Raw genomic sequence first — 21,337 nt, 5'->3', positions numbered from 1 at the left:
ACGCGACGGCGTCCCAACGGGGGTCGGGACGCGACGGCGTCCCGGCCCCCGTTGGCGTGTTGCTAAGCTCGCCACGATCCCTGCGGCCGTCCGCAGTCCCGACCCGCGCCTCCCCGGCGCTCACGAGCCCGAGGAACGCGATCCATGCAAGCAGGCGACGCCACCCGACCCGGTGTCTCGTACGTCATGCCCGTCCTCAACGAAGAGCACGAGATCCGGGCGGCGGTCGAGAGCCTGCTCGACCAGGACTACGAAGGCCCGTTCGAGGTGATCCTGGCCCTCGGTCCGAGCGTCGACCGCACGAACGAGGTCGTGGCCGAGATGTCGGCGGCCGACCCGCGTGTCCGCAGCATCCCCAACCCCGTCGGTTCGACGCCTGCCGGGCTCAACGTGGCCATCCGGGCTTCGGTCCACCCCGTCACGGTCCGCGTCGACGCCCACTCGGTGCTGCCTCGCGACTACACGCGCATCGCGGTCGAGACCCTCGAACGCAGCGGGGCCGACAACGTGGGCGGCATCATGGCCGCCGTCGGGCGCACCCCCTTCGAGAAGGCCGTCGCCCGCGCCTACGGCAGTCGGGTCGGCCTCGGTGGGACGCCGCACCACGTCGGTGGGGCCGAGGGGCCGACCGACACGGCTTACCTGGGGGTGTTCCTGCGGCACCGTCTGATCGAGGTCGGCCTCTTCGACGAGGGCGTCAAGCGCGGTCAGGACTGGGAGCTCAACCGCCGGCTCCGGGCCACGGGCGGCATTGTCTGGTTCACCCCTCGGCTCGTGGTGACCTACCGTCCGCGACCGAGCCTGCGCAAGCTGGCGCGCCAGTTCGTCGCCACCGGGCTCTGGCGGGGCGAACTGGCCCGACGCTTCCCCAAGGCGAACACCGTGCGGTACCTGGTCCCTCCCGCCATGGTGCTCGGCGTGGCGCTCGGCCTGGTGGTCGGCCTGACCGGCCTGGTCGGCCTCGCCCTCGGCACCGCCCTCGGGTGGGCCACGCTCGCCCTCGTCGTACCCGGTGTCTACGTGGTCTTCGTGCTCGCGGCCGCTCTGCTCGCCGCCCGCGGCGACGACCTCCGCACCCGGCTCTGGTTTCTCGTAGTCTTGCCTTCCATCCACTTCGGGTGGGGCGTCGGCTTCGTGCTCGGCTTCCTCGACCTCACGAAGAACATCACCGCCCAGACCGGAAGGTAGCCGCCGATGACCGCGCTGCCCACCAGACCGAGCTCGATCGCCGAGCTGCGACGCGTCGCCCAGCCGCCCGAGGTGCGCAGCCGCGCGAACGCCGAGCACTGGACGGCCTCCCTGTACCTGCGCGACGTCTCGCCCTACCTGACCTGGTGGTTGCTCAAGACCAGCGTCTCGGCGAACGGCGTGACCGGGTTGATGATCCTCGTCGGCTGGTGCACCGCTCTGTCGCTGCTCGTGCCGGGCATCACCGGTGCCCTGCTCGCCCTCGTGCTGGGCCAGCTGCAGATGCTCGTCGACTGCTGTGACGGCGAGGTGGCCCGCTGGCGCGGAACGAGTTCGCCGGCCGGGGTCTTCCTCGACAAGGTCGGCCACTACTCGACCGAGGCGCTCATCCCGATCGTGCTGGGCGTCCGTGCGGCCGGGTTCCCCTTCGACACCCCGGAGGACTTCCTCTGGACGACCGCCGGCTTCGCCCTGGCCCTCGTGATCGTGCTCAACAAGGCCCTCAACGACATGGTCCACGTCGCCCGGGCGAACGCGGGCCTCGCCCGGCTCGAAGACAAACGAGGAGGCGCGACCCAACCGAGCGGGCGCCTCCTGTCCCGACTGCGCAGCGCCGCGCGCTTCGTGCCGTTCCATCGGCTGTACCACTCGGTCGAGCTGACCATGCTCGTCTTCCTGGCCGCGATCGTCGGCCTCGTCGTGGGCGGTGTCACCGCCGACCGCGTCCTGCTCGTCGCCCTGCTCCCGTTGTCGGTGCTGGCGTTGGTCGGCCACTTCGTCGCCATCATGGCGTCGAAGCGGGTGCGCTCCTGAGCGAGGTCCGGCCCCGGGTCGGAGTCGTGAGCCTGACCCAGGGGCGACGTCCGCGCGACCTGGCTCGGGGGTTGGCCACGATGCTGGCCCAGCGCGACGTCGAGCTGGACGTCGTCTGCGTGGTGAACGGACGAGACGCCGCGACCGCCGAGGTCGAGGTCCCGACCGGGGTCCGCCTGCTCGAACTCGCCGAGAACGTGGGCATCCCCGCCGGCCGCAACCGGGGAGCCGAAGCGGTCTCGGGCGAGTGGATCTTCTTCCTCGACGACGACGCGAGCCTGCCCTCCGAGCGGTTCCTCGCCGACGCCGTCGCGTTGATGCGGGCCCGACCCGAGATCGGGCTCCTGCAGCCGCGGGTCGTGGACCCCGACGGCGCCGCGAACCCCCGCCGCTGGACGCCTCGACTGCGCAAGGGCGACCCTCGCCGCTCGAGCGACGTGTTCTCCGTCTGGGAGGGGGCCACCCTGCTGCCGCGCGACGTCTTCGACGCCTGCGCCGGCTGGGGGGAGCCGTACTTCTACGCGCACGAGGGCATCGAGCTGGCGTGGCGGGTCTGGGCCCAGGGCAGGCGCACCTGGTACGAGGGCTCGCTCGTGGCGAACCACCCGGCCATCGACCCGGCGCGGCACGCCGACTACTACCGTCTGAACGCCCGGAACCGGGTCTGGCTGGCCAAGCGCAACCTGCCCTGGCCGTTGGTCCCCGTCTACGTCGCCTCCTGGACGGGGGTCCAGCTGCTGCGCTGGGCACGCACCCCGCAGCGCCTGCGGCCCTGGTTCGCGGGCTGGGTGGAGGGGTGGCGAGAGGCGCCGGGCGGTCGACGCTCCATCGGTTGGGTAACGGTCCTCCGCATGTCCAGGGCCGGTCGACCTCCGGTCCTCTAGGCTTTCCGGGGTCCGGCGCCGATCGGGTGACGGACCGACCCGAGGAGGGCATGTGCCGCTGACCCGAGACCTGGGGCTCGCCTGGAGCCTCGCCCGCCGGGCCGTCCGTTCCCGCAGCAGTCGACGTCGGCTGGAGCGCGACCCGCGGGTCGCGGTGACGCCGGCTCCGGGCACCGTGCGCGTCGCCGTGTACTTCGCCGACACGGCCGTCAACATGTACCAGATCCGCCAGTGGTACGCGCCTCTCGCCCACCTGGCCGAGACCTTCCCCGTCGCCATCGTCGTCCGTTCGCCGGGCACCATGGTGACCATGCTCGACGAGAGCCCGGTACCGCTGGTCTACGCCCGCAAGGTGGCCGACCTCGAGGACTTCGTCGCCGCTCAGCCGCTGGCCCTGACCCTGTACGTCAACCAGAACGCCAAGAACTTCCAGATGATGCGGTACGGCCGCATGTGGCACGTCTTCGTCAACCACGGCGAGAGCGACAAGATGTACATGACGACGAACCAGTTCAAGGCCTACGACTACGCCTTCGTCGCGGGCGACGCCGCCAAGGACCGCCTCGCCGCCAAGCTCTGGGACTACGACCTAGAGAAGCGCGCCGTGCCCATCGGACGCCCGCAGGCCGACCACTTCTCGGGCGAGGTGCCCTACCCCGACGACGACCGCCTCGTCGTGCTCTACGCCCCGACCTGGGAGGGTGACCGTCCCGCGGCCGCGTACGGGTCGATCGCGACGCACGGTCTCGCCCTCGTCAGGGCCCTGCTGGCCTCGGGGCGTCACCGGGTCGTCTACCGGGCGCATCCGCGGAGCGGCGTGCTCGATCCCGAGTACCGGCGAGCGCACGAGGCGATCATCCGGGCCCTCGGCGAGGCGAACGCGCGTGATCCCGACGCCCACCACGTCCACGACGTGGGGCCCGAGCTCGGCTGGCAACTGGCGGCGGCCGACGTCGCCGTGACCGACATCTCGGCGATGGTCTACGACCGCCTCGCCACGGGCCGTTCCCTCGTCGTGACCCGTCCGGTCGCCGTCGAGGCCGACGTCGACGAATCGGGCTACCTCGGTGACGCCGAGTGGTTGACGGCCGATGGTGCGGGCGACATCGTCGCCCTCGTCGATCGGGTCGTCGACGATCCTGAGGCGCGGGGGCGCCTCGAGCACTGGGTCCGGCGTCACTTCGGTGACACGTCGCCCAGAGCGGCCACGCATCGGTTCGAGAGCGCGGTGGCGCGCCTCGTGCAGCTGCGTGACGACTACGCGGCGCGCCGACCGTCGATCGACGACCCACGTTCGACCGGTTCGGCGGGCGACGCCGACCAGGAGGCTGGCGACGCGGAGGCGTCCGACCTCTGACCCCCGGCACCAGACTCGAGGGGTCTGGGGCACCAGGGCTTTCATGTCTCGGTGCCGTGGACTCTGGATGTCAGACGCTGAGCAGCGTATCCATGAGGCATGCCTGAACCGACGTCCGCCGCCGCCCGCCTCTTCGGAGAACGCATCCGTGACGAGCGTCTGCGCCTCGGGCTGAGCCAGGACGAGGTGGCGCACCTGGCGGGCATGAACGTGTCCAACTACGGAAAGATCGAGCGCGGCATCGGCAACCCCGTGTTGCACACGATCGTCCGTCTCGCCGTCGTGCTCGGGGTCGACCCGGGCGTGCTGGTCACCGACCTCGGGGCCGATCACCTGCCGCCCGTCCTCGAGGCCTTCACGGCCGCGGACTACGTCGCCGAGAGACGCGCTCGGCTCAGCAGCTGACCCGCCACCTCACGGGAAGGGCTCGTCGGCCAGGGTTCCGTCGACCAGGCTCAGAAACTGAACCGCCAGAGGTACTCGTCGCCGCCGGGCCGGAACCATCGCACGACGGCGATCGCACTCCGGCTCAGTTCGACGCCCAGCACGCAGAGGTCGACGGACTGGGCGGGGTCGAGACGGGTGGTCGCGACGGGGACGAGGAGCCCGGTGCCCACGAGGGTGACCCTGACGCCCGTCACGGTCTCGGGGGAGTCGTTGACCAGCCGGTAGACGCGGGGTGCGCGGGAGCGGTCGAGGCTGAAGGGGACGGTGTAGGCAAGGGTCGACGTCGTCATGTCGTCGACCCTAGGAGCGACCGACGCGGGTCGACGCGCGTTCTTGTGGACGACGGCTGACTGGGGAGGACCCGTCGCGGGACGGGTCGCCGCCTCACTCGAGGCCCGCATGGCCGCCTCGCGGACGCCGGGTCGCCCTGGCGAGGGGAACGGTCAGAGCGACAGGTCGAGGGGGAATTCGGCAGGGGCCGCACCGAACGCCGTGCGGGCCGTCGTGACGACCTTGCGTCCGAGGAGGTGGTTGCCCGTCCCTCCCACGACGGCACCGATGCCGAACGGAAGGGCCCTGCCGAGGACCGAAGCCCCCTGCGACGCGGCGAACCGTCGGATGAACTGCTTGCGGATCGTGTCGGTCAGGCCGCTCATGGCCGCCTTGGGGAGTTTCGAGGTCACGAGCTCACCCCAGAACGCTGTTCTGGCCGGGGCCGTCCCCATGGCCTCGCCCGCGAACTGTCGGACGAGGCTGGCACCCGGGCCGCCGAGCAGCATCGCCATGACGAGGGCCCGGGCGCGGTCGGGGTCCGAGACGGCGATGCCGTGGACCTCGGTCACGGACTGCGCGAAGAGGGCGCTCGCCTCGAGGAAGCCCGCGGTCTCGACACCCGAGAGGGCCAACGACACGCCCCAGCCGACACCGGGGATCACGGCGCTGGCCCCGACGGCGGCCCCGCCGGTCGTCACCGCGGCGAGGTACTCGCGTTCGAGGATGGTGATCAGCTTCTGTGGCGTCGCCTTCTTGTGCCGACGGCGCAGCGTGGCGACGTGCTTGACGACCACCGGACGTTGTACGGCCAGCAGCTTGTCGAGACGGCGCACCCAGGCGGTGTCCTCGGACCTGTCGGGCGCGGACGTCTGGTAGTGGTACTCCGTCGAGTTCCCGGCGTCACGGGCGACGAGTCGTCCGTCCGCCGTCGAGGCGTCGTGGTCGGGGCTGTGGGGCTGACTGCGTTCGGGCACGCCTCGACCCTACGCCGAGGGGCGGGGAGGGTGATCGGTGGCGTACCGGGCCAGGGCGTCGTCGAGTGGGCCGTCGAACACCAGGGCGCCCTTGTCGAGGTAGAGGCCCCGTCGGCAGAACCGTTTGAGGTCGCGTTCGTTGTGCGACACGAGGAAGAGCGTCCGACCGTCGGCGAGCATCTCGCCGATCCGGGCGTAGCACTTCTCACGGAACGCCTTGTCGCCCACGGCGAGCACCTCGTCGACCAGCACGACGGGCTCCTCGAGCCGCGAGATGACGGCGAACGCGATGCGGACCTTCATTCCGCTCGAGAGGTGTTTGTAGGGCGTGTCGACGAAGTCGCCGATCTCGGCGAACTCGATGATCTCGTCGAAGCGCCGGTCGATCTCGGGGCGGGACATGCCGTGCAGGCCGGCGGTCAGGTACACGTTCTCCCGGACGGTGAGATCGGCGACGAAGCCACCGGTGATCTCGATGAGCGGCGCGACGCCGCCCGTCACCTCGACGGTGCCGGTGTCGGGCAGGATCACCTCGGCCACCAGCTTCAGCAACGTCGACTTCCCCTGGCCGTTGCGTCCCACGACGCCGATGGCCTCGCCCGGCTGCACCTCGAAGCTGATGTCGCGCAACGCCCAGAACTCGCCCGGCCGCGACCGCCTGCCGCTGTCGGCGAAGAGGTCCTTGAACGACCGTCGGCCACGTCGGTTGCGGCGGAAGCGGATGCCGACCCCGTCGACGCGGATCACGGGGCGAGGTCCGGTGACGGTCATCAGATCTCCTTCAGGACGGCACGTTCGCTGGCCCGGAAGACGAGCAGCCCGACCGCCAGGACCACGACGCACACGCCTCCGCCGACGAGCACCTCGGTGAGGTCGAACTGCTCAGGGAAGAACGCCGACCGGTAGAGGCCGAAGATGCCGCTCAGCGGGTTGAACGCCGCCAGCAGGTGGAGGCTCTCGGGGAGGTCCTGGGTGCCGTAGATGATGGGCGAGGCGTAGAAGGCGAACCGGAGGGCGAGCTTCGTGGCGCGCTCCAGGTCGCGGAAGAACACGACGAGCGGCGCGACGATCAGCCCCACACCGGCGACGAGCACGGTCTGCATGACCATGGCCAAGGGGAAGAACACCACCTGCCACTGCAGGTGCGCGCCGCCCACGACGGCGAACAAGGCCAGGACGGGAAGGCTGAGGGTGAACTCGATTCCCTTCGAGCCGACGAGCCGGAACACCCAGATCGTCCGGGGGATCTTGGTCGACCGGACGAGCTTCGCCTCGCGGATGAACGCCCGGGTGCTGTCGGACACCGCCCCGTTGAACCACATCCAGGGCAGGAGGCCCGAGAGCAGGAAGACGATGTACGGCTCGTCGCCGACCGACCGCTTGAACACGACCGAGAAGACGAAGAAGTAGATGCCCGACATGACGAGCGGGTCGAGGATCGACCAGAAGTAGCCGAGCTTCGACGTCGAGTACCGGACCTTTAGGTCGCGGCTCGTCAGCAGCCACAGCGTCTGTCGGTACCGCGCGAAGCCGCTACGACGGGGCCGTTCGGCCAGGTCAGTGCTCACGGACGTCCTTCTCGTTCAGGACACCAGGCACCGGCGCGCAGCCGTCGGGAGACGGCTCGGTTCAGACGAACAGGTTCGCGCGCTCGAGGTCTTCGGCGAAGTCGACCTCGACGGCGTAGAGGTCGGAGATGTCCACGGGCTCAAAGCGTAGCCCGTCCTGGCCGATGGCCAGTTCGATGCCACGCTCGAAGTAGTCCTGGTTGTCGACCTTCGAGAGCTGGTGCATAAGCGTCGCCTTGTCGGCCTTCGACACGAAGTTGATGCCGACGGCCTCGCCCAGACCACCCTTGACCTGCTTCGACAACTCGGCGATGTAGCCCTCGGCGTCGGTCGTGTACTTGACCTCTTCGTCGGACACCTTCGAGGTGTTAACGGTGACGAACGACTGGTCGTCGCGGACCAGGCGGGCCGCGCGAGTCAGGGCCGTGGGGTCGAAGACGACGTCGCCGTTGATCCACAGGACGCCACCGGAGGCGCTGGCCCGCAGGGCGCGGAGCAGGCTCTTCGACGTGTTGGTCTGGTCGTACATCTCGTTGTAGACGAACGAGGCCGACGGGAACGCCTCGACGATGTGCTCGAACTTGTAGCCCACGACGACGGTCACCCGTGCGTCGGGCCCGAAGGCGGCCCGGATGTTGTCGAACTGCTGCTGCATGATGGTGCGGCCGTCGTTGAGCTCGGTCAGTGCCTTGGGCAACGAGCGGCCAAGGCGGCTGCCGAGCCCGGCGGCCAGGATGACGATCTGCTGGCGGTGGTTCGTGTCGTTCTTGCTCACGCTGGTCTCCTCACAAGGGGCGAGCCCATGCGGGACGGGCTCTGCGGTGGCCCCGGCGGTGCGGACCGGACCCGTCTCTGGGTGCGATTCGCCTCGTGTTCGAGCGGTGTTCACCGCGGAGCATCGATCTGGACACGTCGTCGTGCTGTTGCAGACTACCCGATGGGGCCAGGAGCGGCCAGGGACCGTGCCCGAAGCGTGTCCGTTTCGTGATATGAGTCACCCGTCGACCGGTCGGCGTCGCGGCCTTGGTACGGTGGGGCGATGGCTGGACGGCGCGAGGACGAAGTGGGTGACATCGCCCCCGACTCGACACCGGGTGACGACACGGTCGGAGCGGTGGGCGCGTCCGACCAGGGGGAGAACACAGTGGACGACGACTCGACGACCGCGGGGGACGTGGCCGAGGGGACGGCTGAGTCGACGGAGGCCGCGACGCCCCGCGTCCCGGTGACGAAGTCGTCGACCGCGCGCAAGCCCCCGGCACCCCGGAAGCCCGCGTCGCCCCGCAAACCCTCTCAGCGCACCGCCGCCGACCGGTCGGCGGCGGCCAAGAAGGCAGCGGCGACCCGTGCCGCGAACGCGCGCGCCCGGGCCGAGGCGGCGGCCAAGGCCGCGGAAGAAGAGGTCGTCGCCGAACTCGCCGACGCGGGTGCCACGACGGACGGTACGGTCGTCGTCCCCGTCTCGGCCGACGACTACTTCGGCGACGCCCTGACGGCCGAGGAGGAATCGGCGGTCGCCCCGGACGACGCGCTCGCCGCCGACGCACCGACGACCGCCGGCGCGACCGCCCCGGACGACGAGGCCACCGTCGAGGTCCCCGAGGCCGAGACCGAGGCCGACGACGTCGAGGCCGCCGAGGCCCTCGACAGCGAGGGCGACGTCCGACCGACCCGTCAGGTCGACGTCGAGGCGCCCGTCGTGCTGTCGATCTCGGGGCTCATGAAGCGCTACGGCGGCACGGTCGCCGTCGAGAACGTCGACCTCGAGGTGCGGGCCGGGTCGTTCTACGGCATCGTCGGTCCGAACGGGGCCGGCAAGACGACGACCCTGTCGATCGTGACCGGTCTCCTGCGTCCCGACGCCGGCACCGTGACCGTCCTCGGGGCCGACGTCTGGCGCGACCCGGCCGCAGCGAAGCGAAGCCTCGGCGTCCTCCCCGACCGCCTGCGGCTCTTCGACCGGCTGACGGGTGCCCAGCTCCTCTACTACTCCGCGACCCTGCGGGGGCTCGACGGCGTGACGGCGCGCAAGCGCTCCTCCGACCTCGCCACCGCGTTCGGGCTCCACGACGCGCTCGGTCGTCTCGTCAGCGACTACTCCGTGGGCATGACGAAGAAGATCGCCCTGGCCGCCGCGATCATCCACTCGCCCCGGGTCCTCGTCCTCGACGAGCCCTTCGAATCGGTCGACCCCGTCTCGGCCGCGACCGTGACGGACGTCCTGCAGCGCTACGTGGCCGGGGGCGGGACGGTGCTGCTCTCGAGCCACAGCATGGACCTCGTCGAGCGCATCTGCGACAGCGTCGCGGTGATCGTCGACGGCCACGTGCTCGCCAGCGGCACGGTCGACGAGGTGCGGGCCGGACGCTCCCTCGAGCAGCGGTTCGTCGAGCTCGCCGGCGGGCGCGCGGTCACGGAGGGCATGGAATGGTTGCAGAACTTCTCCGACTGAGGCTCCAGACGATCGGCAACACGGTCCGCTTCGGGCCCCGCCGACTGACCGTCGCCGTCGCGTCCGTGCTGGCCGTGTTGATCGCGACCATCGCGGTCGCGAGCCTCGTGAGCGGCCTGCGTGATGCGCCCCTCGACGACGTGCGCGCCCTCGCGGTCGGCGGGGGAGCCCTCCTGCTGGTCGGATTCGCCGTCGTCCCCTTCGCGACCGTCCGTCCTGCCTGGAGCGACCCCCGCCGCCTCGCCGTCCTCGGCGTGCCCGAGGGGCGGGCGGCGATCGGACTCGCGCTCGGTGCCGCGGTCGGACTCCCCACGCTGGCCCTGCTCGTCCTCTCGACCGGATACGTCCGGGCCTGGGGCGAGGGCACCGGCGTCGCCGCCGTCGCGGTCGTGGGGGCACTCGTCGCCGGCGTCACCGCGCTGTTGCTGGCCCTCGTGGCCTCCACGCTGAACAGCGTCGTCCTGACCTCCCGACGCGGTCGCGAACTCGCACTCGTCGGTGCCGTGCTCGTCGTGCTGCTCGCCGTGCCCGTGATCGTCGACCTCGTCCGTCTCTCGCTGCCCGGCCGTTCGGGCACCGGCGTCGTCGCGGACGCCCTCGCCTGGACGCCCTTCGGAGCCGCGCTGGCGCTCCCCGGTCACGTCGCCGCAGGTCAGACCGGTCGCGTCGTGGCCGACGTCGCCATCGCCGCCGTCACGCTCGTGGCGCTCTGGCTCGCCTGGCGGGCACTCGTCGCGCGCGCGTTCGTCGACCGACCCGAGCCCGAGGAAGTCGACGACGGCGACGGACTCGGGTGGTTCGAGTACGTCAGGGCCTCGCCGACCGGGGCCGTGGCGGGCCGCAGTCTCACCTACTGGATGCGCGACGCCCGCTACCGCATGTCGCTCGTCATCATCCCGTTCCTTCCGTTGCTCGTCGTCCCCCTCGGCATCGCGGGTGTCAGCTGGAACTGGCTGGCCCTCGTCCCGGTGCCGATCATGTGCCTGATACTGGGGTTCCTGCCGCACAACGACGTGGCCTACGACAGCACGGCGCTCTGGATGCACGTGGCGTCCGACACGCGGGGTCTGGCGGACCGGGTGGGTCGACTCGCGCCTCCTCTGCTGATCGGCGTCCCGCTCGTGGTGCTCGGCTCGGTCGTCGCCACCTGGTTGTTCGGCGACTGGCAGGCCCTGCCGTCCGAGCTGGGGGTCAGCGCCGGCTTCCTCCTCAGCGGCCTCGGTCTCTCGAGCCTGGTGTCGGCCCTCCTGCCGTACGCCACGGTCCGACCGCACGACGACCCGTTCCAGCAGCCGCAGTCGAACGGCGCGACCGCGGCCTGGGCCCAGACCGTCATGATCGGGGGAGCCGTCCTCGCCACCGCACCCGCCCTCTGGTTCGCCGGTCGCGGGCTCATCACGGGCTACCCCGCGGGTGGCACGTGGGCGCTGGTCCTCGGCGTCGGCATCGGACTCGTCGTGCTGGTCGCGGGTGTCGCCCTGGGTGCCCGGGTCTTCTCGCGGCGGGCTCCCGAGCTGCTGGCGTTCGCCCTCCGCAGCTGAGCCGAGGTCGACGTACGATGTCTGCATGACTGACACGCAGACGGGCGGCGGCCTCGACGTCATGGACCGCGAGCTCGAGAAGCTCCTGAACGACGAGGCGATCGACCCGGGCGACCACGAGCGCTTCTCGCACTACGTGAAGAAGGACAAGATCATGGAGTCCGCGCTGAGCGGCAAGCCCGTCAAGGCGCTCTGTGGCAAGAAATGGACGCCCGGTCGCGACCCCGAGAAGTTCCCGGTGTGCCCGACCTGCAGGGAGATCTACGAGAAGATGACGTCCGAGTGAGCTCGGCGCCTGATCACGCGTAGACGGTCGGCACGACCGGCTCGCCACGACCGAGCCGCAGCGCCTGGTCGGGTAGCTCGGCCACGGCCGCGGCTCGGTGGAGGCGCGCGCGAGCGACACCCTCCGGCCCGGTGTGCCGGGCGTCGATCTCGCCGGCCGTGACGAGCGGGACGTGCAGCGACCGTTCACCGGACGCCGTCTCCGACGACCCGACGCGGATGAGTTCGCGGGTGGCGACCCCGTCCACGATGACGCGCACGGGGGACTTCCGTCCACCCACGGAGGCCTTGTCGGCCGACTTCTTCGCCACGGAGACCCACTCGCCGTCGTCGCCGCGACGGGCGACCAGTTTGAAGACCATGCCGGCGGCCGGGTGGCCCGATCCCGAGACGACCGAGGTGCCGACGCCGAACGAGTCGACCGGGGCCGCGCGCAGGGCGGCGATCGTGTACTCGTCCAGGTCGTTCGTGACGGTGATCTTCGCCGCCGTCGCGCCGAGCTCGTCGAGCTGAGTGCGGACCTGGCCCACCAGCGACGGCAGGTCGCCGCTGTCGATGCGCACGGCCCCGAGCGACGGCCCGGCGACCCGGACGGCCGTGGCCACGGCTTCGGGGATGTCGTAGGTGTCGACGAGCAGGGTGGTGCCCGGCCCCAAGGTGTCGACCTGGGCGCGGAAGGCGTCCTCCTCGGTGTCGTGCAACAGGGTGAACGCGTGGGCGGCGGTGCCCATCGTCGGGACGCCCCACGACCGGCCGGCCTCGAGGTTGCTCGTGGCACCGAAGCCCGCGATGTAGGCGGCCCGGGCCGCGGCCACGGCGCTGCGTTCGCCCGTCCGCCGTGAGCCCATCTCGGCGAGCGGGCGACCGTCGGCGGCCGAGACCATGCGCGCCGCCGCGCTGGCCACGGCCGAGTCGTAGTTGAAGACGCTCAGCGCCAGGGTCTCGAGCAGCACGGCCTCGGCGAACGTCGACTGGATGACCAGCAGCGGCGACCCCGGCAGGTAGACCTCGCCCTCGGCGTAACCCCAGATGTCGCCCGAGAACCGGTAGTCGGCCAGCCAGTCGGCGGTCGTCGCGTCCACGACCCCCGCCTCGCGCAGCCAGGCCACCTCGTCGTCGCCGAAACGGAAGTCGGCGAGCAGCTCGAGGAACCGACCGGTGCCCGCGACGATGCCGTAGCGCCGCCCCTCGGGCAGGCGTCGCGCGAACACCTCGAACACGCTGTCGCGGTGGGCCGTGCCCGCCTTGAGGGCGGCCTCCACCATGGTGAGCTCATACCGGTCGGTCAACAGCGCGCTGGTCACTCCGCCAGCCTAGGCTCGCCCGGTCGTCGAGGGGGTCGCGGCTCGCGCCGGGTAGGCTTCGTGGTCGTGACGGACGCACCCATCGGAGTCTTCGACAGCGGCGTCGGCGGGCTGACCGTGTCGAGGGCGATCATCGACCAGCTGCCCCACGAGTCGATCCGGTACGTCGGCGACACGGCCCATTCGCCGTACGGGCCGAAGCCGATCGCCCAGGTGCGCGGCTACGCCCTCGCCGTGATGGACGACCTCGTCGCCCAGGGCGTCAAGTTGCTGGTCATCGCCTGCAACACCGCCTCGTCCGCGGTGCTGCGCGACGCCCGGGAGCGGTACACGATCGGCGCGGGCATCCCCGTCGTCGAGGTGATCCAGCCCGCCGTGCGCGCGGCGGTGCAGCAGACGCGCAACGGCCGCATCGGCGTCATCGGCACCGAGGGCACGATCAACTCGCGTGCCTACGAGGACGCGTTCGCGGCGGCCGCGGGTCTCGAGCTGATCACGCAGGCCTGTCCCCGCTTCGTCGAGTTCGTCGAGGCGGGCGACACGTCGAGCCCCGAGCTGCGGGCAGTCGCCGAGGGGTACCTCGCCCCGCTGCGCGACGCCGGCATCGACACCCTCGTCCTGGGCTGCACGCACTACCCCCTCATGTCGGCGGCCGTCCAGTACGTCGTGGGCCCCGACGTCCGTCTCGTGTCCAGCGCGGAAGAGACGGCAGCCGACGTCTACCGCACCCTCGTCCAGCACGGGCTCGAGCGCACCGACCGGGGCGAGCCGCACCACGAGTTCGAGGCGACCGGGCCCGACGAGAAGTCGTTCCTGCGCCTGGCCCGCCGGTTCCTGGGTCCCGAGGTCTCGCGCGTCGGGCACCTCGAGACGGGGGCGATCGAGTTGCCCCCGGGCCGCCGCACCGTCGAGCGGACCTGACCCGCGCCTCCTGCGCCCGTGGGGTCGACGACCCCGCCCGCCACCGTCCATCCCCAGCCGAGAGAAGGCACCATGACCGACACCACGAGCACGACCGTCCGCGCCGACGGGCGCAGCACGACCGACCTGCGCCCCGTCACGATCGAGACCGGGTGGAGCGCCCACGCCGAGGGCAGCGCCCTCATCACCTTCGGCGGCACGAAGGTGCTCTGCACGGCGTCCTTCACGAACGGCGTGCCCCGCTGGCTGACCGGCAAGGGCAAGGGCTGGGTCACGGCCGAGTACGCGATGCTGCCCCGGGCCACCAACTCGCGCAACGACCGCGAGAGCGTCAAGGGCAAGATCGGCGGTCGCACGCACGAGATCTCGCGCCTGATCGGCCGCAGCCTCCGCGCCGTGGTCGACACCAAGGCCCTCGGAGAGAACACGATCGTCCTCGACTGCGACGTCCTGCAGGCGGACGGCGGCACCCGCACCGCCGCGATCACGGGTGCCTACGTCGCCCTCGCCCAGGCGATCGAGTGGGGGCGCGAGAAGAAGTTCGTCGGGCAGAAGGCCACGCCCCTGACCGACAGCGTCTCCGCCGTCTCGGTGGGCATCATCGACGGCGAGCCGATGCTCGACCTCGCCTACGTCGAGGACGTCCGGGCCGAGACCGACATGAACGTCGTCGTCACGGGCAGCGGATCGTTCGTCGAGGTGCAGGGCACGGCCGAGGGCGCGCCGTTCGACCGTCGCGAGCTCGACTCGTTGCTCGACCTCGCCGTCGCCGGCGCCGTCGACCTGAGCCGCTTCCAGCGCGAGGCCCTCGGCCGATGACCCGCGTCGTCATCGCCACGCACAACCAGGGCAAGGTGGCCGAGCTCCGACTGCTGCTCGCCGAGACGGCGCCGGGCGTCGAGCTGGTCGCCTACGACGGCCCCGAGCCGGTCGAGGACGGTGAGTCGTTCGCGGCCAACGCCCTGATCAAGGCGCGTGCGGCAGCACGTCACACCGGGCTGCCCGCCCTCGCCGACGACAGCGGGATCTCGGCGGCGGCCCTCGGCGGGGCTCCCGGCATCCACTCGGCGCGCTACGCCGGCACCCGCGACGCGGACGACAACATCGACAAGCTGCTGGCCGAGCTCGACGGGGCCGACGACCGCTCGGCGTGGTTCTCGTGCGCCGCCGCCCTCGTCGTGCCGCCGCCCGTCGGTGCCGAAGGCCCCGACGGGCCGCCCGAGGCGAGCGCGTGGATCGAGCACGTCGAGTACGGCGAATGGCACGGCGAGGTTCTGGAGGCGCGGGTCGGCTCGAACGGGCACGGTTACGACCCCGTGTTCCGCCCCGCGGGCGAGAGCCGCAGCGCGGCCGAGCTCACCGCGGACGAGAAGAACGCCGTGAGCCATCGCTCCCGGGCGTTCCGGGCGATCGCGCCCCGGGTGGCCGCGCTCGCGCACTGAGCCGCGCGCGCCTCCTCGGGGCCTCGGCCATCGGCCGACGGGCGCCTGGGTGCCCGCGGTGGTCAGGCGTCGTGCGGCGCGGACGACACCTGCGGCGTCTCGACCTCGCCCGAGGCCTCGGCCTTCTTGGCCTGGTGCACCCCGTGGAAGTAGTGGATCGCGATGGGGATCACCGTCGCCAGCACGGCCCCGAGCAGGATGAGGTCGATGTACGAGCTGACGAAGTCCGCGACGGGCGGGATGTGCCCGATGCCGAAGCCCGCCAACGTGATGCCCATGCCCCAGACGACGGCGCCGACGGCGTTGAACAGCGAGTACCGCCGGTAGCTCATGTGGCCGACTCCGGCCATGATCGGAGCGAAGGTGCGGATCACCGGGACGAACCGGGCGATGATGACGGCCATCGGGCCGAACCGCTCGAAGAAGGCGTTCGTGCGGTTGACGTTCGCGACGCTGAACAGCCCGCTCTCCTTCCGCTCGAAGATGCGGGGGCCGACCTTGTGGCCGATGAGGTAGCCGAGCTCCCCGCCGGCGAACGCGGCGATGCTGATGAAGATCGCGATCAGCCAGATCGGCAGGCCGAGGGCGCCGGGGTTCGTCGCGGCGAGGATGCCCGTGATGATCAACAGCGTGTCACCCGGGAAGAGGAAGCCGATCAGCAGGCCCGTCTCGGCGAAGACGAGCAGGCAGACGCCGAGCACGGCCCACGGTCCGAAGGACGTGAGCAGGTACTCGGGGTTCAACCAGGGGATGGAGACGAGGGGCAGCATCGGGTGTTCTCCGGTCGTGGTGGCCGGCCTGCCGGTCTCGCTCAGGGTACCCGTGCGGGTGGAGGGACGTGAACCCTGGCGGGAGGGGGCACGTCGTTACGGCGCTCTGTGTGCGGGAGAAGGGACGTGAACCCTGGCGGGAGGGGGCACGTCGTTACGGCGCCCTGTGTGCGGGAGAAGGGACTTGAACCCTCACGCTCGAAAGCACAGGAACCTAAATCCTGCGTGTCTGCCAATTCCACCACTCCCGCGGCAGCACCGAGTGTACCGACGGCGACCCTCGGCGGGAACGGGGACGAGGAGGCGCTAGCGCTGCGAGCGGGGCACGTGCGGTGAGTAGCGGGGCACGTAGCGCACGAGGATCGCCGCACCCACGACGCCGAGGACGCCCATCACCCCGCTGGCGAGCGAGATCGACACGACCGCGGTGACCCCGGAGATGAGCAGGGGCGCCGCAGCGCTGCCCGCGTCGCCGGTGAAGCGCCAGGCGCCGAGGAAGGGTGCGGGGTCGCCTTTGTCGGCCAGGTCGGCACCGAGCGTCATGAGGATGCCGCTGCCGACCCCGTTGGCGAGGGACATCAGGATCGCGACGGCGACGAACCATCCGACCCTGGCGTCGAGGTCGTGCGTGACCGACAGGGCGAGGTACGAGAGTCCGAGGCCCACCATGCAGGGGACGGCGCTCCAGAGGCGCCCGAAGCGGTCCATGATCTGTCCGCTCGTGTAGAAGAGCGCGAAGTCCACGGCGCCGGCGATGCCGATGATGATCGCGGTCTCGGACGCCCCGAGGCCGATGCTGACGGCCCAGAGGGGCAGCATGACCTGGCGACCGGAACGCATGGCGCCGATCAGGGCCGCCCCGCTGCCGAGCTTCAGCAGCACGCCTCGATGACGCCAGAGGGTCGCGAAGAGGCCGTGTGCCTCCCGGGCGACGAGGTCGGCGCCGTCCTCCGTGCCGCTGCCGGGCCGGACGCCGAAAGCAGCCGACGGGTCGCGCAGGACGAGCAGCGCGATCGCCGCGCCCAGGCAGCCGACGATGTGGACGACGAAGGCCGATTGCACGGACCCGGTCAGCTCGATGACCCCGGCCGAGAGGAACGGGCCGACGAAGTAGCCGAGTCGGAAGACTCCGCCGAGGCTCGACAGCGCCCTGGCGCGGATCTCGACGGGCACGAAGCTGGTCATGAAGGCGTGCCGTGCGAGGGCGAAGACCGCGGTCGCGAGGCCGATCACCAGCACGCCGACGGCGAGGACGATCTCGTTCGGCGCCAGCAGACACGTGACGAGTCCGCCGATGCTCACGAGCGAGGCACCGATCATCGCGGTGCGCTCGCCGATGCGGCTGACGAGCCATCCGCTCGGGATGTCGCCGATCAGCTCGCCCACGAGGATGAGCGCGGCGACGAAGCCGGCGAAGGGGAGCGAGGCACCGAGCTCGCTCGCCACGACGGGGATGATCGGGATGATGGCCCCCTCGCCGATGGCGAAGAGCGCCGCGGGCAGGAACGCCGCGAGGGCCACCGACCGCATGCTGAAGGCGGGGGAGGAGGAAGACATGTCGCTCGCCACCCTAGGCCCGCTGCGTACACTTGTCGGATGAAGGTCTTGGCAGCGATGAGTGGTGGAGTCGACTCGGCGGTGGCCGCGGCGAGGGCGGTCGAGGCGGGCCACGACGTGGTGGGCGTGCACCTGGCGCTCAGCCGGATGCCGGGGACGCTCCGAACGGGCAGCCGTGGCTGCTGCACCATCGAGGACTCGATGGACGCCCAGCGCGCCGCCAACAAGATCGGCATCCCGTATTACGTGTGGGACTTCTCCGAGCGCTTCAAGCTCGACGTCGTCGACGACTTCGTCGCCGAGTACACCGCGGGCCGAACACCGAACCCCTGCATGCGCTGCAACGAGCGCATCAAGTTCGCCGCCCTGCTCGAGAAGGCGCTCGCGCTCGGCTTCGACGCGGTCTGCACGGGTCACTACGCGACCATCGTCACCGACGACCGGGGCAACCGAGAGCTGCACCGCGCCTCCGCCTGGGCGAAGGACCAGTCGTACGTTCTGGGCGTGCTCACCGCCGAGCAGCTCGCGCACTCGATGTTCCCGCTCGGGGCGACGCCCTCCAAGGCCGAGGTGCGGGCCGAGGCCGCCGAGCGCGGCTTCAGCGTGGCGTCCAAGCCCGACAGCCACGACATCTGCTTCATCCCCGACGGCGACACCCGCGGGTGGCTCGCCGAGCGGGTCGGTGCCGAGACGGGTGAGATCCTCGATCGCAGCGGTGCCGTGGTCGGGTCGCACGAAGGGGCGCACGCCTTCACGGTCGGCCAGCGGAAGGGCCTCAACATCGGCTTCCCGTCCGACGACGGGAAGCCGCGCTTCGTGCTCGAGGTGCGGCCGGTCGACAACACGGTCGTCGTCGGACCGAAGGAGGCCCTGGACATCGCCGAGATCGCCGGCGGCTCGTACACCTGGGCCGGGCTCGCCCCGGTCGACCCGACGGTCGCGTTCGACTGCGACGTGCAGATCCGTGCCCACGCCGACCCCGTACCCGCGGTCGCGCGGGTGTCGGAGGTCGAGGGTAAGAAAGAACTCGTGATCACACCTCGCGAACCCCTCAACGGCGTCGCCCCCGGGCAGACCGCCGTCGTCTACGTCGGCACCCGCGTCCTCGGTCAGTGCACGATCGACCGCACGGTCAGCGCCGTGCCCGTGCCCGCAGTCGTCACCGTCTGAGGCGACCACGATGAGCGAGACCGGCGACGACGCCTCCGCCTCCGGGCCCGCGGTCGAGACCGACGGCGTCCCCGGCGACCTGTCCCAGGCGCGAGACGAGGCCGAACGTCTGACGACCCGCATCCTCGAGCTGCGTGACCAGTACTACGAGGGCAACGGCTCGACCGTCACCGACGCCGACTACGACGGCCTCGTGCGACGCCTCGACTCCCTCGAGCGGGCGCACCCCGAGCTGCAGAAGCCCGACAGCCCCACGCAGACGGTCGGCGGCCGGGCCGAGACCACGCAGTTCGCCCCGGTCGAGCACGCCGAGCGCATGCTCAGCCTCGACAACGTGTTCAGCGACGAAGAGCTCGCCGAGTGGGCGGGCAAGGTCCAGCGCGACGCCGGGGCCGAACGCGTGCGGTTCCTCACCGAATTGAAGATCGACGGCCTGGCGATCAACCTGCGGTACGAGGACGGCGTGCTCGTCACCGCCGCCACCCGCGGCGACGGCGTCGTCGGTGAGGACGTGACCGGCAACGTGCTCGCCATGGGCACGATCCCCGAACGGCTCGAGGGCACCGGGCACCCGCCGCTGGTCGAGGTGCGAGGCGAGATCTTCTTCCCTGTCAGCGAGTTCGACGAACTGAACGCCCAGCAGCGCGAGGCGGGAGAACGCGTCTTCGCGAACCCCCGCAACGCCGCCGCCGGCTCGCTGCGTCAGAAAGAAGAGGGCAAGAGCCCCGAGAAGCGCGAGTTGATGCACGCACGCCTGCGCCGCCTGCGGATGCTCGTGCACGGCATCGGCGCCTGGCCGGTTCGCGAACTCGAGCGGGCGACCGAAGTCCGGTCGCAATCCGAGGTCTACGACCTGCTGGGCGGGTGGGGCCTGCCCATCTCGACCCACTACCGCGTCTTCGACACCGTCGACGAGGTCGAGGCCTTCATCCACGACTACGGGGTGCGGCGCTCGTCGGTCGAGCACCAGATCGACGGCATCGTCGTCAAGGTCGACGACCTGGCCCTGCACGAAGAGCTCGGAGCCACGAGCCGGGCTCCTCGGTGGGCGACGGCGTTCAAGTACCCGCCCGAAGAGGTCAACACGACGCTGCTCGACATCGTCGTGAGCGTCGGACGCACGGGTCGGGCCACGCCCTTCGCCGTCATGGAGAAGGTCGAGGTCGCCGGCAGCGAGGTGCGCCAGGCGACCCTGCACAACCAGCAGGTCGTCAAGGCGAAGGGCGTGCTGATCGGCGACACCGTCGTGCTGCGCAAGGCGGGCGACGTCATCCCCGAGGTGCTCGGCCCGGTCATCGAGCTGCGCGACGGCACCGAACGCGAGTTCGTCATGCCCGTCGACTGCCCCGAGTGCGGCACCCCGCTCAAGCCCGCCAAAGAGGGCGACATCGACCTGCGCTGTCCCAACGCCGAGAGCTGCCCTGCCCAGGTCCGCGGACGTGTCGAGCACATCGCGTCCCGCGGCTCGCTCGACGTCGAAGGCCTCGGCGAGGTCGCGGCGGCCGCGCTGACGCAGCCCGTCGAGCCGGCCACGCCGCCCCTGCGCACCGAGGCCGGCCTCTTCAGCCTGACGATGGCCGACATCTTCCCCGTACGGGTCGTCGTCCGCGACACCGAGACCGGCATGCAGAAGCTCGAGGCCGACGGGCAGCCGAAACTCGTCACCCCGTTCCGCCGGAAGCGCGCCAAGCGCGACGGCGCCTTCGACCCCTCGGCCGCCGAGTTCTCGGGTGACGAGACCTCGGTGCCGTCCAAGACGGCGATCGAGATGCTCGCGAACCTCGAGAAGGCGAAGACCAGCCCGCTGTGGCGGTTCCTGGTCGGTCTGAGCATCCGACACGTCGGGCCGGTCGCGGCTCGGGCGCTGGCCAACCACTTCGGCTCGCTCGACGCCATCCGAGCCGCCTCGCGGGACGAGCTCGCGGCCGTCGACGGCGTGGGCGGCATCATCGCCGATGCGCTGCTCGCCTGGTTCGACGTCGACTGGCACGTCGAGATCATCGATCGGTGGACGGCGGCGGGAGTGCAGTTCGCCACACCCGGTCATCCCGGACCGGGTGCCGCCGAGGCGGCGGGTGGCGTGCTCTCGGGCGTGACAGTCGTGGCGACGGGGAGCCTCGAGGGATTCACACGCGAGGGCGCACTCGAGGCCATCGTCGAGGCCGGTGGCAAGGCGGCGAGCAGCGTCAGCAAGAAGACGGACTTCGTCGCGGCCGGACCCGGCGCCGGATCGAAGTTGACGAAGGCCGAGCAACTCGGGGTACGGATCATCGACGCGGAGCAATTCGCTGTCCTCCTTAAGGAGGGCCCGGCGGCTCTCGTTGTCCCCCAGGTGGGGGACGAGGAGGCGCCTGAATCATGATTTCCCTGGTCAGGGGCACTTTCGTTTCC

21 protein-coding genes and 1 tRNA gene are annotated in these 21,337 nt (G+C 71.0%); 13 read left to right on the top strand and 9 right to left on the bottom strand.

The window, feature by feature from the left end; translation table 11 throughout:
• Positions 1 to 144: 144 nt before the first annotated feature.
• From IFT36_RS02065 to IFT36_RS02045, 5 genes are all read left to right on the top strand, one after another.
• The gene (locus IFT36_RS02065; protein WP_200412308.1) at positions 145 to 1,188 is read left to right on the top strand and encodes a glycosyltransferase family 2 protein; all 1,044 of its coding nucleotides are present in this window, start codon (positions 145 to 147) and stop codon (positions 1,186 to 1,188) included.
• 6 nt (positions 1,189 to 1,194) lie between these two features.
• Positions 1,195 to 2,001, top strand: coding sequence for a CDP-alcohol phosphatidyltransferase family protein (locus IFT36_RS02060; protein WP_200412307.1), 807 nt, complete (start codon positions 1,195 to 1,197; stop codon positions 1,999 to 2,001).
• A complete protein-coding gene (locus IFT36_RS02055) occupies positions 1,998 to 2,885 on the top strand; it encodes a glycosyltransferase family 2 protein (protein ID WP_159828665.1) in 888 nt (295 codons plus the stop codon). The genes IFT36_RS02060 and IFT36_RS02055 overlap by 4 nt, the downstream gene beginning before the upstream one ends.
• Before the next feature lie 52 nt (positions 2,886 to 2,937).
• A complete protein-coding gene (locus tag IFT36_RS02050; RefSeq protein ID WP_200412306.1) occupies positions 2,938 to 4,242 on the top strand; it encodes a hypothetical protein in 1,305 nt (434 codons plus the stop codon).
• A gap of 99 nt (positions 4,243 to 4,341) precedes the next feature.
• Positions 4,342 to 4,647 (top strand): helix-turn-helix domain-containing protein, encoded by a 306-nt coding sequence (locus tag IFT36_RS02045; RefSeq protein WP_056048603.1) that lies wholly within the window; start codon positions 4,342 to 4,344, stop codon positions 4,645 to 4,647.
• Positions 4,648 to 4,697: 50 nt separating this feature from the next.
• Here the strand turns inward: IFT36_RS02045 and IFT36_RS02040 are convergent, their stop codons facing one another.
• The 5 genes from IFT36_RS02040 to IFT36_RS02020 all read right to left on the bottom strand — a co-directional run bounded on the left by IFT36_RS02040 (position 4,698) and on the right by IFT36_RS02020 (position 8,279).
• The gene (locus tag IFT36_RS02040; RefSeq protein WP_200412305.1) at positions 4,698 to 4,979 is read right to left on the bottom strand and encodes a hypothetical protein; all 282 of its coding nucleotides are present in this window, start codon (positions 4,977 to 4,979) and stop codon (positions 4,698 to 4,700) included.
• 153 nt (positions 4,980 to 5,132) lie between these two features.
• Positions 5,133 to 5,936 carry an EcsC family protein gene (locus IFT36_RS02035; RefSeq protein ID WP_235452818.1) on the bottom strand — a complete coding sequence of 268 codons (804 nt, stop codon included), beginning with the start codon at positions 5,934 to 5,936 and terminating at the stop codon, positions 5,133 to 5,135.
• A 9-nt stretch (positions 5,937 to 5,945) separates the two neighbouring features.
• Positions 5,946 to 6,707 carry an ABC transporter ATP-binding protein gene (locus tag IFT36_RS02030; protein WP_159827051.1) on the bottom strand — a complete coding sequence of 254 codons (762 nt, stop codon included), beginning with the start codon at positions 6,705 to 6,707 and terminating at the stop codon, positions 5,946 to 5,948.
• On the bottom strand, positions 6,707 to 7,504 hold the full coding sequence (locus tag IFT36_RS02025; protein WP_173152684.1) for an ABC transporter permease: 798 nt from the start codon (positions 7,502 to 7,504) through the stop codon (positions 6,707 to 6,709). The genes IFT36_RS02030 and IFT36_RS02025 overlap by 1 nt, the downstream gene beginning before the upstream one ends.
• Before the next feature lie 61 nt (positions 7,505 to 7,565).
• Positions 7,566 to 8,279, bottom strand: coding sequence for a phosphocholine cytidylyltransferase family protein (locus IFT36_RS02020; RefSeq protein WP_200412304.1), 714 nt, complete (start codon positions 8,277 to 8,279; stop codon positions 7,566 to 7,568).
• Positions 8,280 to 8,543: 264 nt separating this feature from the next.
• On the opposite strand from IFT36_RS02020, the gene IFT36_RS02015 reads away from it, so the two are divergent.
• Genes IFT36_RS02015 through IFT36_RS02005 form a run of 3 tightly spaced genes read left to right on the top strand, consistent with a single transcriptional unit; the run spans position 8,544 to position 11,783 of the window.
• Positions 8,544 to 9,956 (top strand): ABC transporter ATP-binding protein, encoded by a 1,413-nt coding sequence (locus IFT36_RS02015; RefSeq protein WP_123571532.1) that lies wholly within the window; start codon positions 8,544 to 8,546, stop codon positions 9,954 to 9,956.
• The gene (locus IFT36_RS02010; RefSeq protein ID WP_123571531.1) at positions 9,932 to 11,497 is read left to right on the top strand and encodes an ABC transporter permease; all 1,566 of its coding nucleotides are present in this window, start codon (positions 9,932 to 9,934) and stop codon (positions 11,495 to 11,497) included. The genes IFT36_RS02015 and IFT36_RS02010 overlap by 25 nt, the downstream gene beginning before the upstream one ends.
• A gap of 25 nt (positions 11,498 to 11,522) precedes the next feature.
• Positions 11,523 to 11,783: a DUF3039 domain-containing protein gene (locus tag IFT36_RS02005; protein ID WP_056048588.1), complete on the top strand. Its 261-nt coding sequence runs from the start codon at positions 11,523 to 11,525 to the stop codon at positions 11,781 to 11,783.
• 13 nt (positions 11,784 to 11,796) lie between these two features.
• Here the strand turns inward: IFT36_RS02005 and IFT36_RS02000 are convergent, their stop codons facing one another.
• Entirely contained in the window at positions 11,797 to 13,047 is a 1,251-nt protein-coding gene (locus IFT36_RS02000) for a nicotinate phosphoribosyltransferase (protein ID WP_207114073.1), read from the bottom strand.
• 105 nt (positions 13,048 to 13,152) lie between these two features.
• Between IFT36_RS02000 and murI the strand changes: the two genes are divergently transcribed.
• The 3 genes from murI to IFT36_RS01985 all read left to right on the top strand — a co-directional run bounded on the left by murI (position 13,153) and on the right by IFT36_RS01985 (position 15,449).
• A complete protein-coding gene (gene murI, locus IFT36_RS01995; protein ID WP_056049161.1) occupies positions 13,153 to 14,007 on the top strand; it encodes a glutamate racemase in 855 nt (284 codons plus the stop codon).
• Positions 14,008 to 14,079: 72 nt separating this feature from the next.
• Positions 14,080 to 14,826 (top strand): ribonuclease PH, encoded by a 747-nt coding sequence (gene rph / locus IFT36_RS01990; protein ID WP_043595412.1) that lies wholly within the window; start codon positions 14,080 to 14,082, stop codon positions 14,824 to 14,826.
• Entirely contained in the window at positions 14,823 to 15,449 is a 627-nt protein-coding gene (locus IFT36_RS01985; protein WP_200412303.1) for a non-canonical purine NTP pyrophosphatase, read from the top strand. Before rph ends, IFT36_RS01985 begins: the two co-directional genes overlap by 4 nt.
• Positions 15,450 to 15,511: 62 nt before the next feature.
• On the opposite strand, the gene IFT36_RS01980 is transcribed toward IFT36_RS01985, so the two are convergent.
• From IFT36_RS01980 to IFT36_RS01970, 3 genes are all read right to left on the bottom strand, one after another.
• The gene (locus tag IFT36_RS01980) at positions 15,512 to 16,219 is read right to left on the bottom strand and encodes a DedA family protein (RefSeq protein ID WP_056048583.1); all 708 of its coding nucleotides are present in this window, start codon (positions 16,217 to 16,219) and stop codon (positions 15,512 to 15,514) included.
• A gap of 169 nt (positions 16,220 to 16,388) precedes the next feature.
• Positions 16,389 to 16,470: transfer RNA gene (locus IFT36_RS01975), tRNA-Leu, on the bottom strand.
• A gap of 55 nt (positions 16,471 to 16,525) precedes the next feature.
• Positions 16,526 to 17,776 (bottom strand): MFS transporter, encoded by a 1,251-nt coding sequence (locus IFT36_RS01970; protein ID WP_200412302.1) that lies wholly within the window; start codon positions 17,774 to 17,776, stop codon positions 16,526 to 16,528.
• Between the two features lie 39 nt (positions 17,777 to 17,815).
• Here IFT36_RS01970 and mnmA point away from each other — a divergent pair, with 39 nt between their 5' ends.
• Entirely contained in the window at positions 17,816 to 18,946 is a 1,131-nt protein-coding gene (gene mnmA / locus IFT36_RS01965; RefSeq protein ID WP_123571527.1) for a tRNA 2-thiouridine(34) synthase MnmA, read from the top strand.
• 10 nt (positions 18,947 to 18,956) lie between these two features.
• Positions 18,957 to 21,308 (top strand): NAD-dependent DNA ligase LigA, encoded by a 2,352-nt coding sequence (ligA, locus tag IFT36_RS01960; protein WP_200412301.1) that lies wholly within the window; start codon positions 18,957 to 18,959, stop codon positions 21,306 to 21,308.
• Positions 21,309 to 21,337: the final 29 nt, after the last annotated feature.

This window comes from Frigoribacterium sp. CFBP 13605, assembly GCF_014839405.1.
In the GTDB taxonomy this organism is placed as follows: domain Bacteria; phylum Actinomycetota; class Actinomycetes; order Actinomycetales; family Microbacteriaceae; genus Frigoribacterium.
The sequence above is the reverse complement of the archived record's forward strand: the minus strand, read 5'-3'. Positions and strand labels throughout refer to the sequence as shown.

Coding starts and splice junctions, on each gene's coding strand:
- mnmA (WP_123571527.1), top strand. CDS start 17,816: ATGAAGGTCTTGGCAGCGATGAGTGGTGGAGTCGACTCGGCGGTGGCC.
- ligA (WP_200412301.1), top strand. CDS start 18,957: ATGAGCGAGACCGGCGACGACGCCTCCGCCTCCGGGCCCGCGGTCGAG.
- IFT36_RS01985 (WP_200412303.1), top strand. CDS start 14,823: ATGACCCGCGTCGTCATCGCCACGCACAACCAGGGCAAGGTGGCCGAG.
- IFT36_RS02015 (WP_123571532.1), top strand. CDS start 8,544: ATGGCTGGACGGCGCGAGGACGAAGTGGGTGACATCGCCCCCGACTCG.
- IFT36_RS01970 (WP_200412302.1), bottom strand. CDS start 17,776: ATGTCTTCCTCCTCCCCCGCCTTCAGCATGCGGTCGGTGGCCCTCGCG.
- IFT36_RS02040 (WP_200412305.1), bottom strand. CDS start 4,979: ATGACGACGTCGACCCTTGCCTACACCGTCCCCTTCAGCCTCGACCGC.
- IFT36_RS01980 (WP_056048583.1), bottom strand. CDS start 16,219: ATGCTGCCCCTCGTCTCCATCCCCTGGTTGAACCCCGAGTACCTGCTC.
- IFT36_RS02060 (WP_200412307.1), top strand. CDS start 1,195: ATGACCGCGCTGCCCACCAGACCGAGCTCGATCGCCGAGCTGCGACGC.
- IFT36_RS02030 (WP_159827051.1), bottom strand. CDS start 6,707: ATGACCGTCACCGGACCTCGCCCCGTGATCCGCGTCGACGGGGTCGGC.
- rph (WP_043595412.1), top strand. CDS start 14,080: ATGACCGACACCACGAGCACGACCGTCCGCGCCGACGGGCGCAGCACG.
- IFT36_RS02065 (WP_200412308.1), top strand. CDS start 145: ATGCAAGCAGGCGACGCCACCCGACCCGGTGTCTCGTACGTCATGCCC.
- IFT36_RS02000 (WP_207114073.1), bottom strand. CDS start 13,047: ATGGTGGAGGCCGCCCTCAAGGCGGGCACGGCCCACCGCGACAGCGTG.
- IFT36_RS02005 (WP_056048588.1), top strand. CDS start 11,523: ATGACTGACACGCAGACGGGCGGCGGCCTCGACGTCATGGACCGCGAG.
- IFT36_RS02010 (WP_123571531.1), top strand. CDS start 9,932: ATGGTTGCAGAACTTCTCCGACTGAGGCTCCAGACGATCGGCAACACG.
- IFT36_RS02045 (WP_056048603.1), top strand. CDS start 4,342: ATGCCTGAACCGACGTCCGCCGCCGCCCGCCTCTTCGGAGAACGCATC.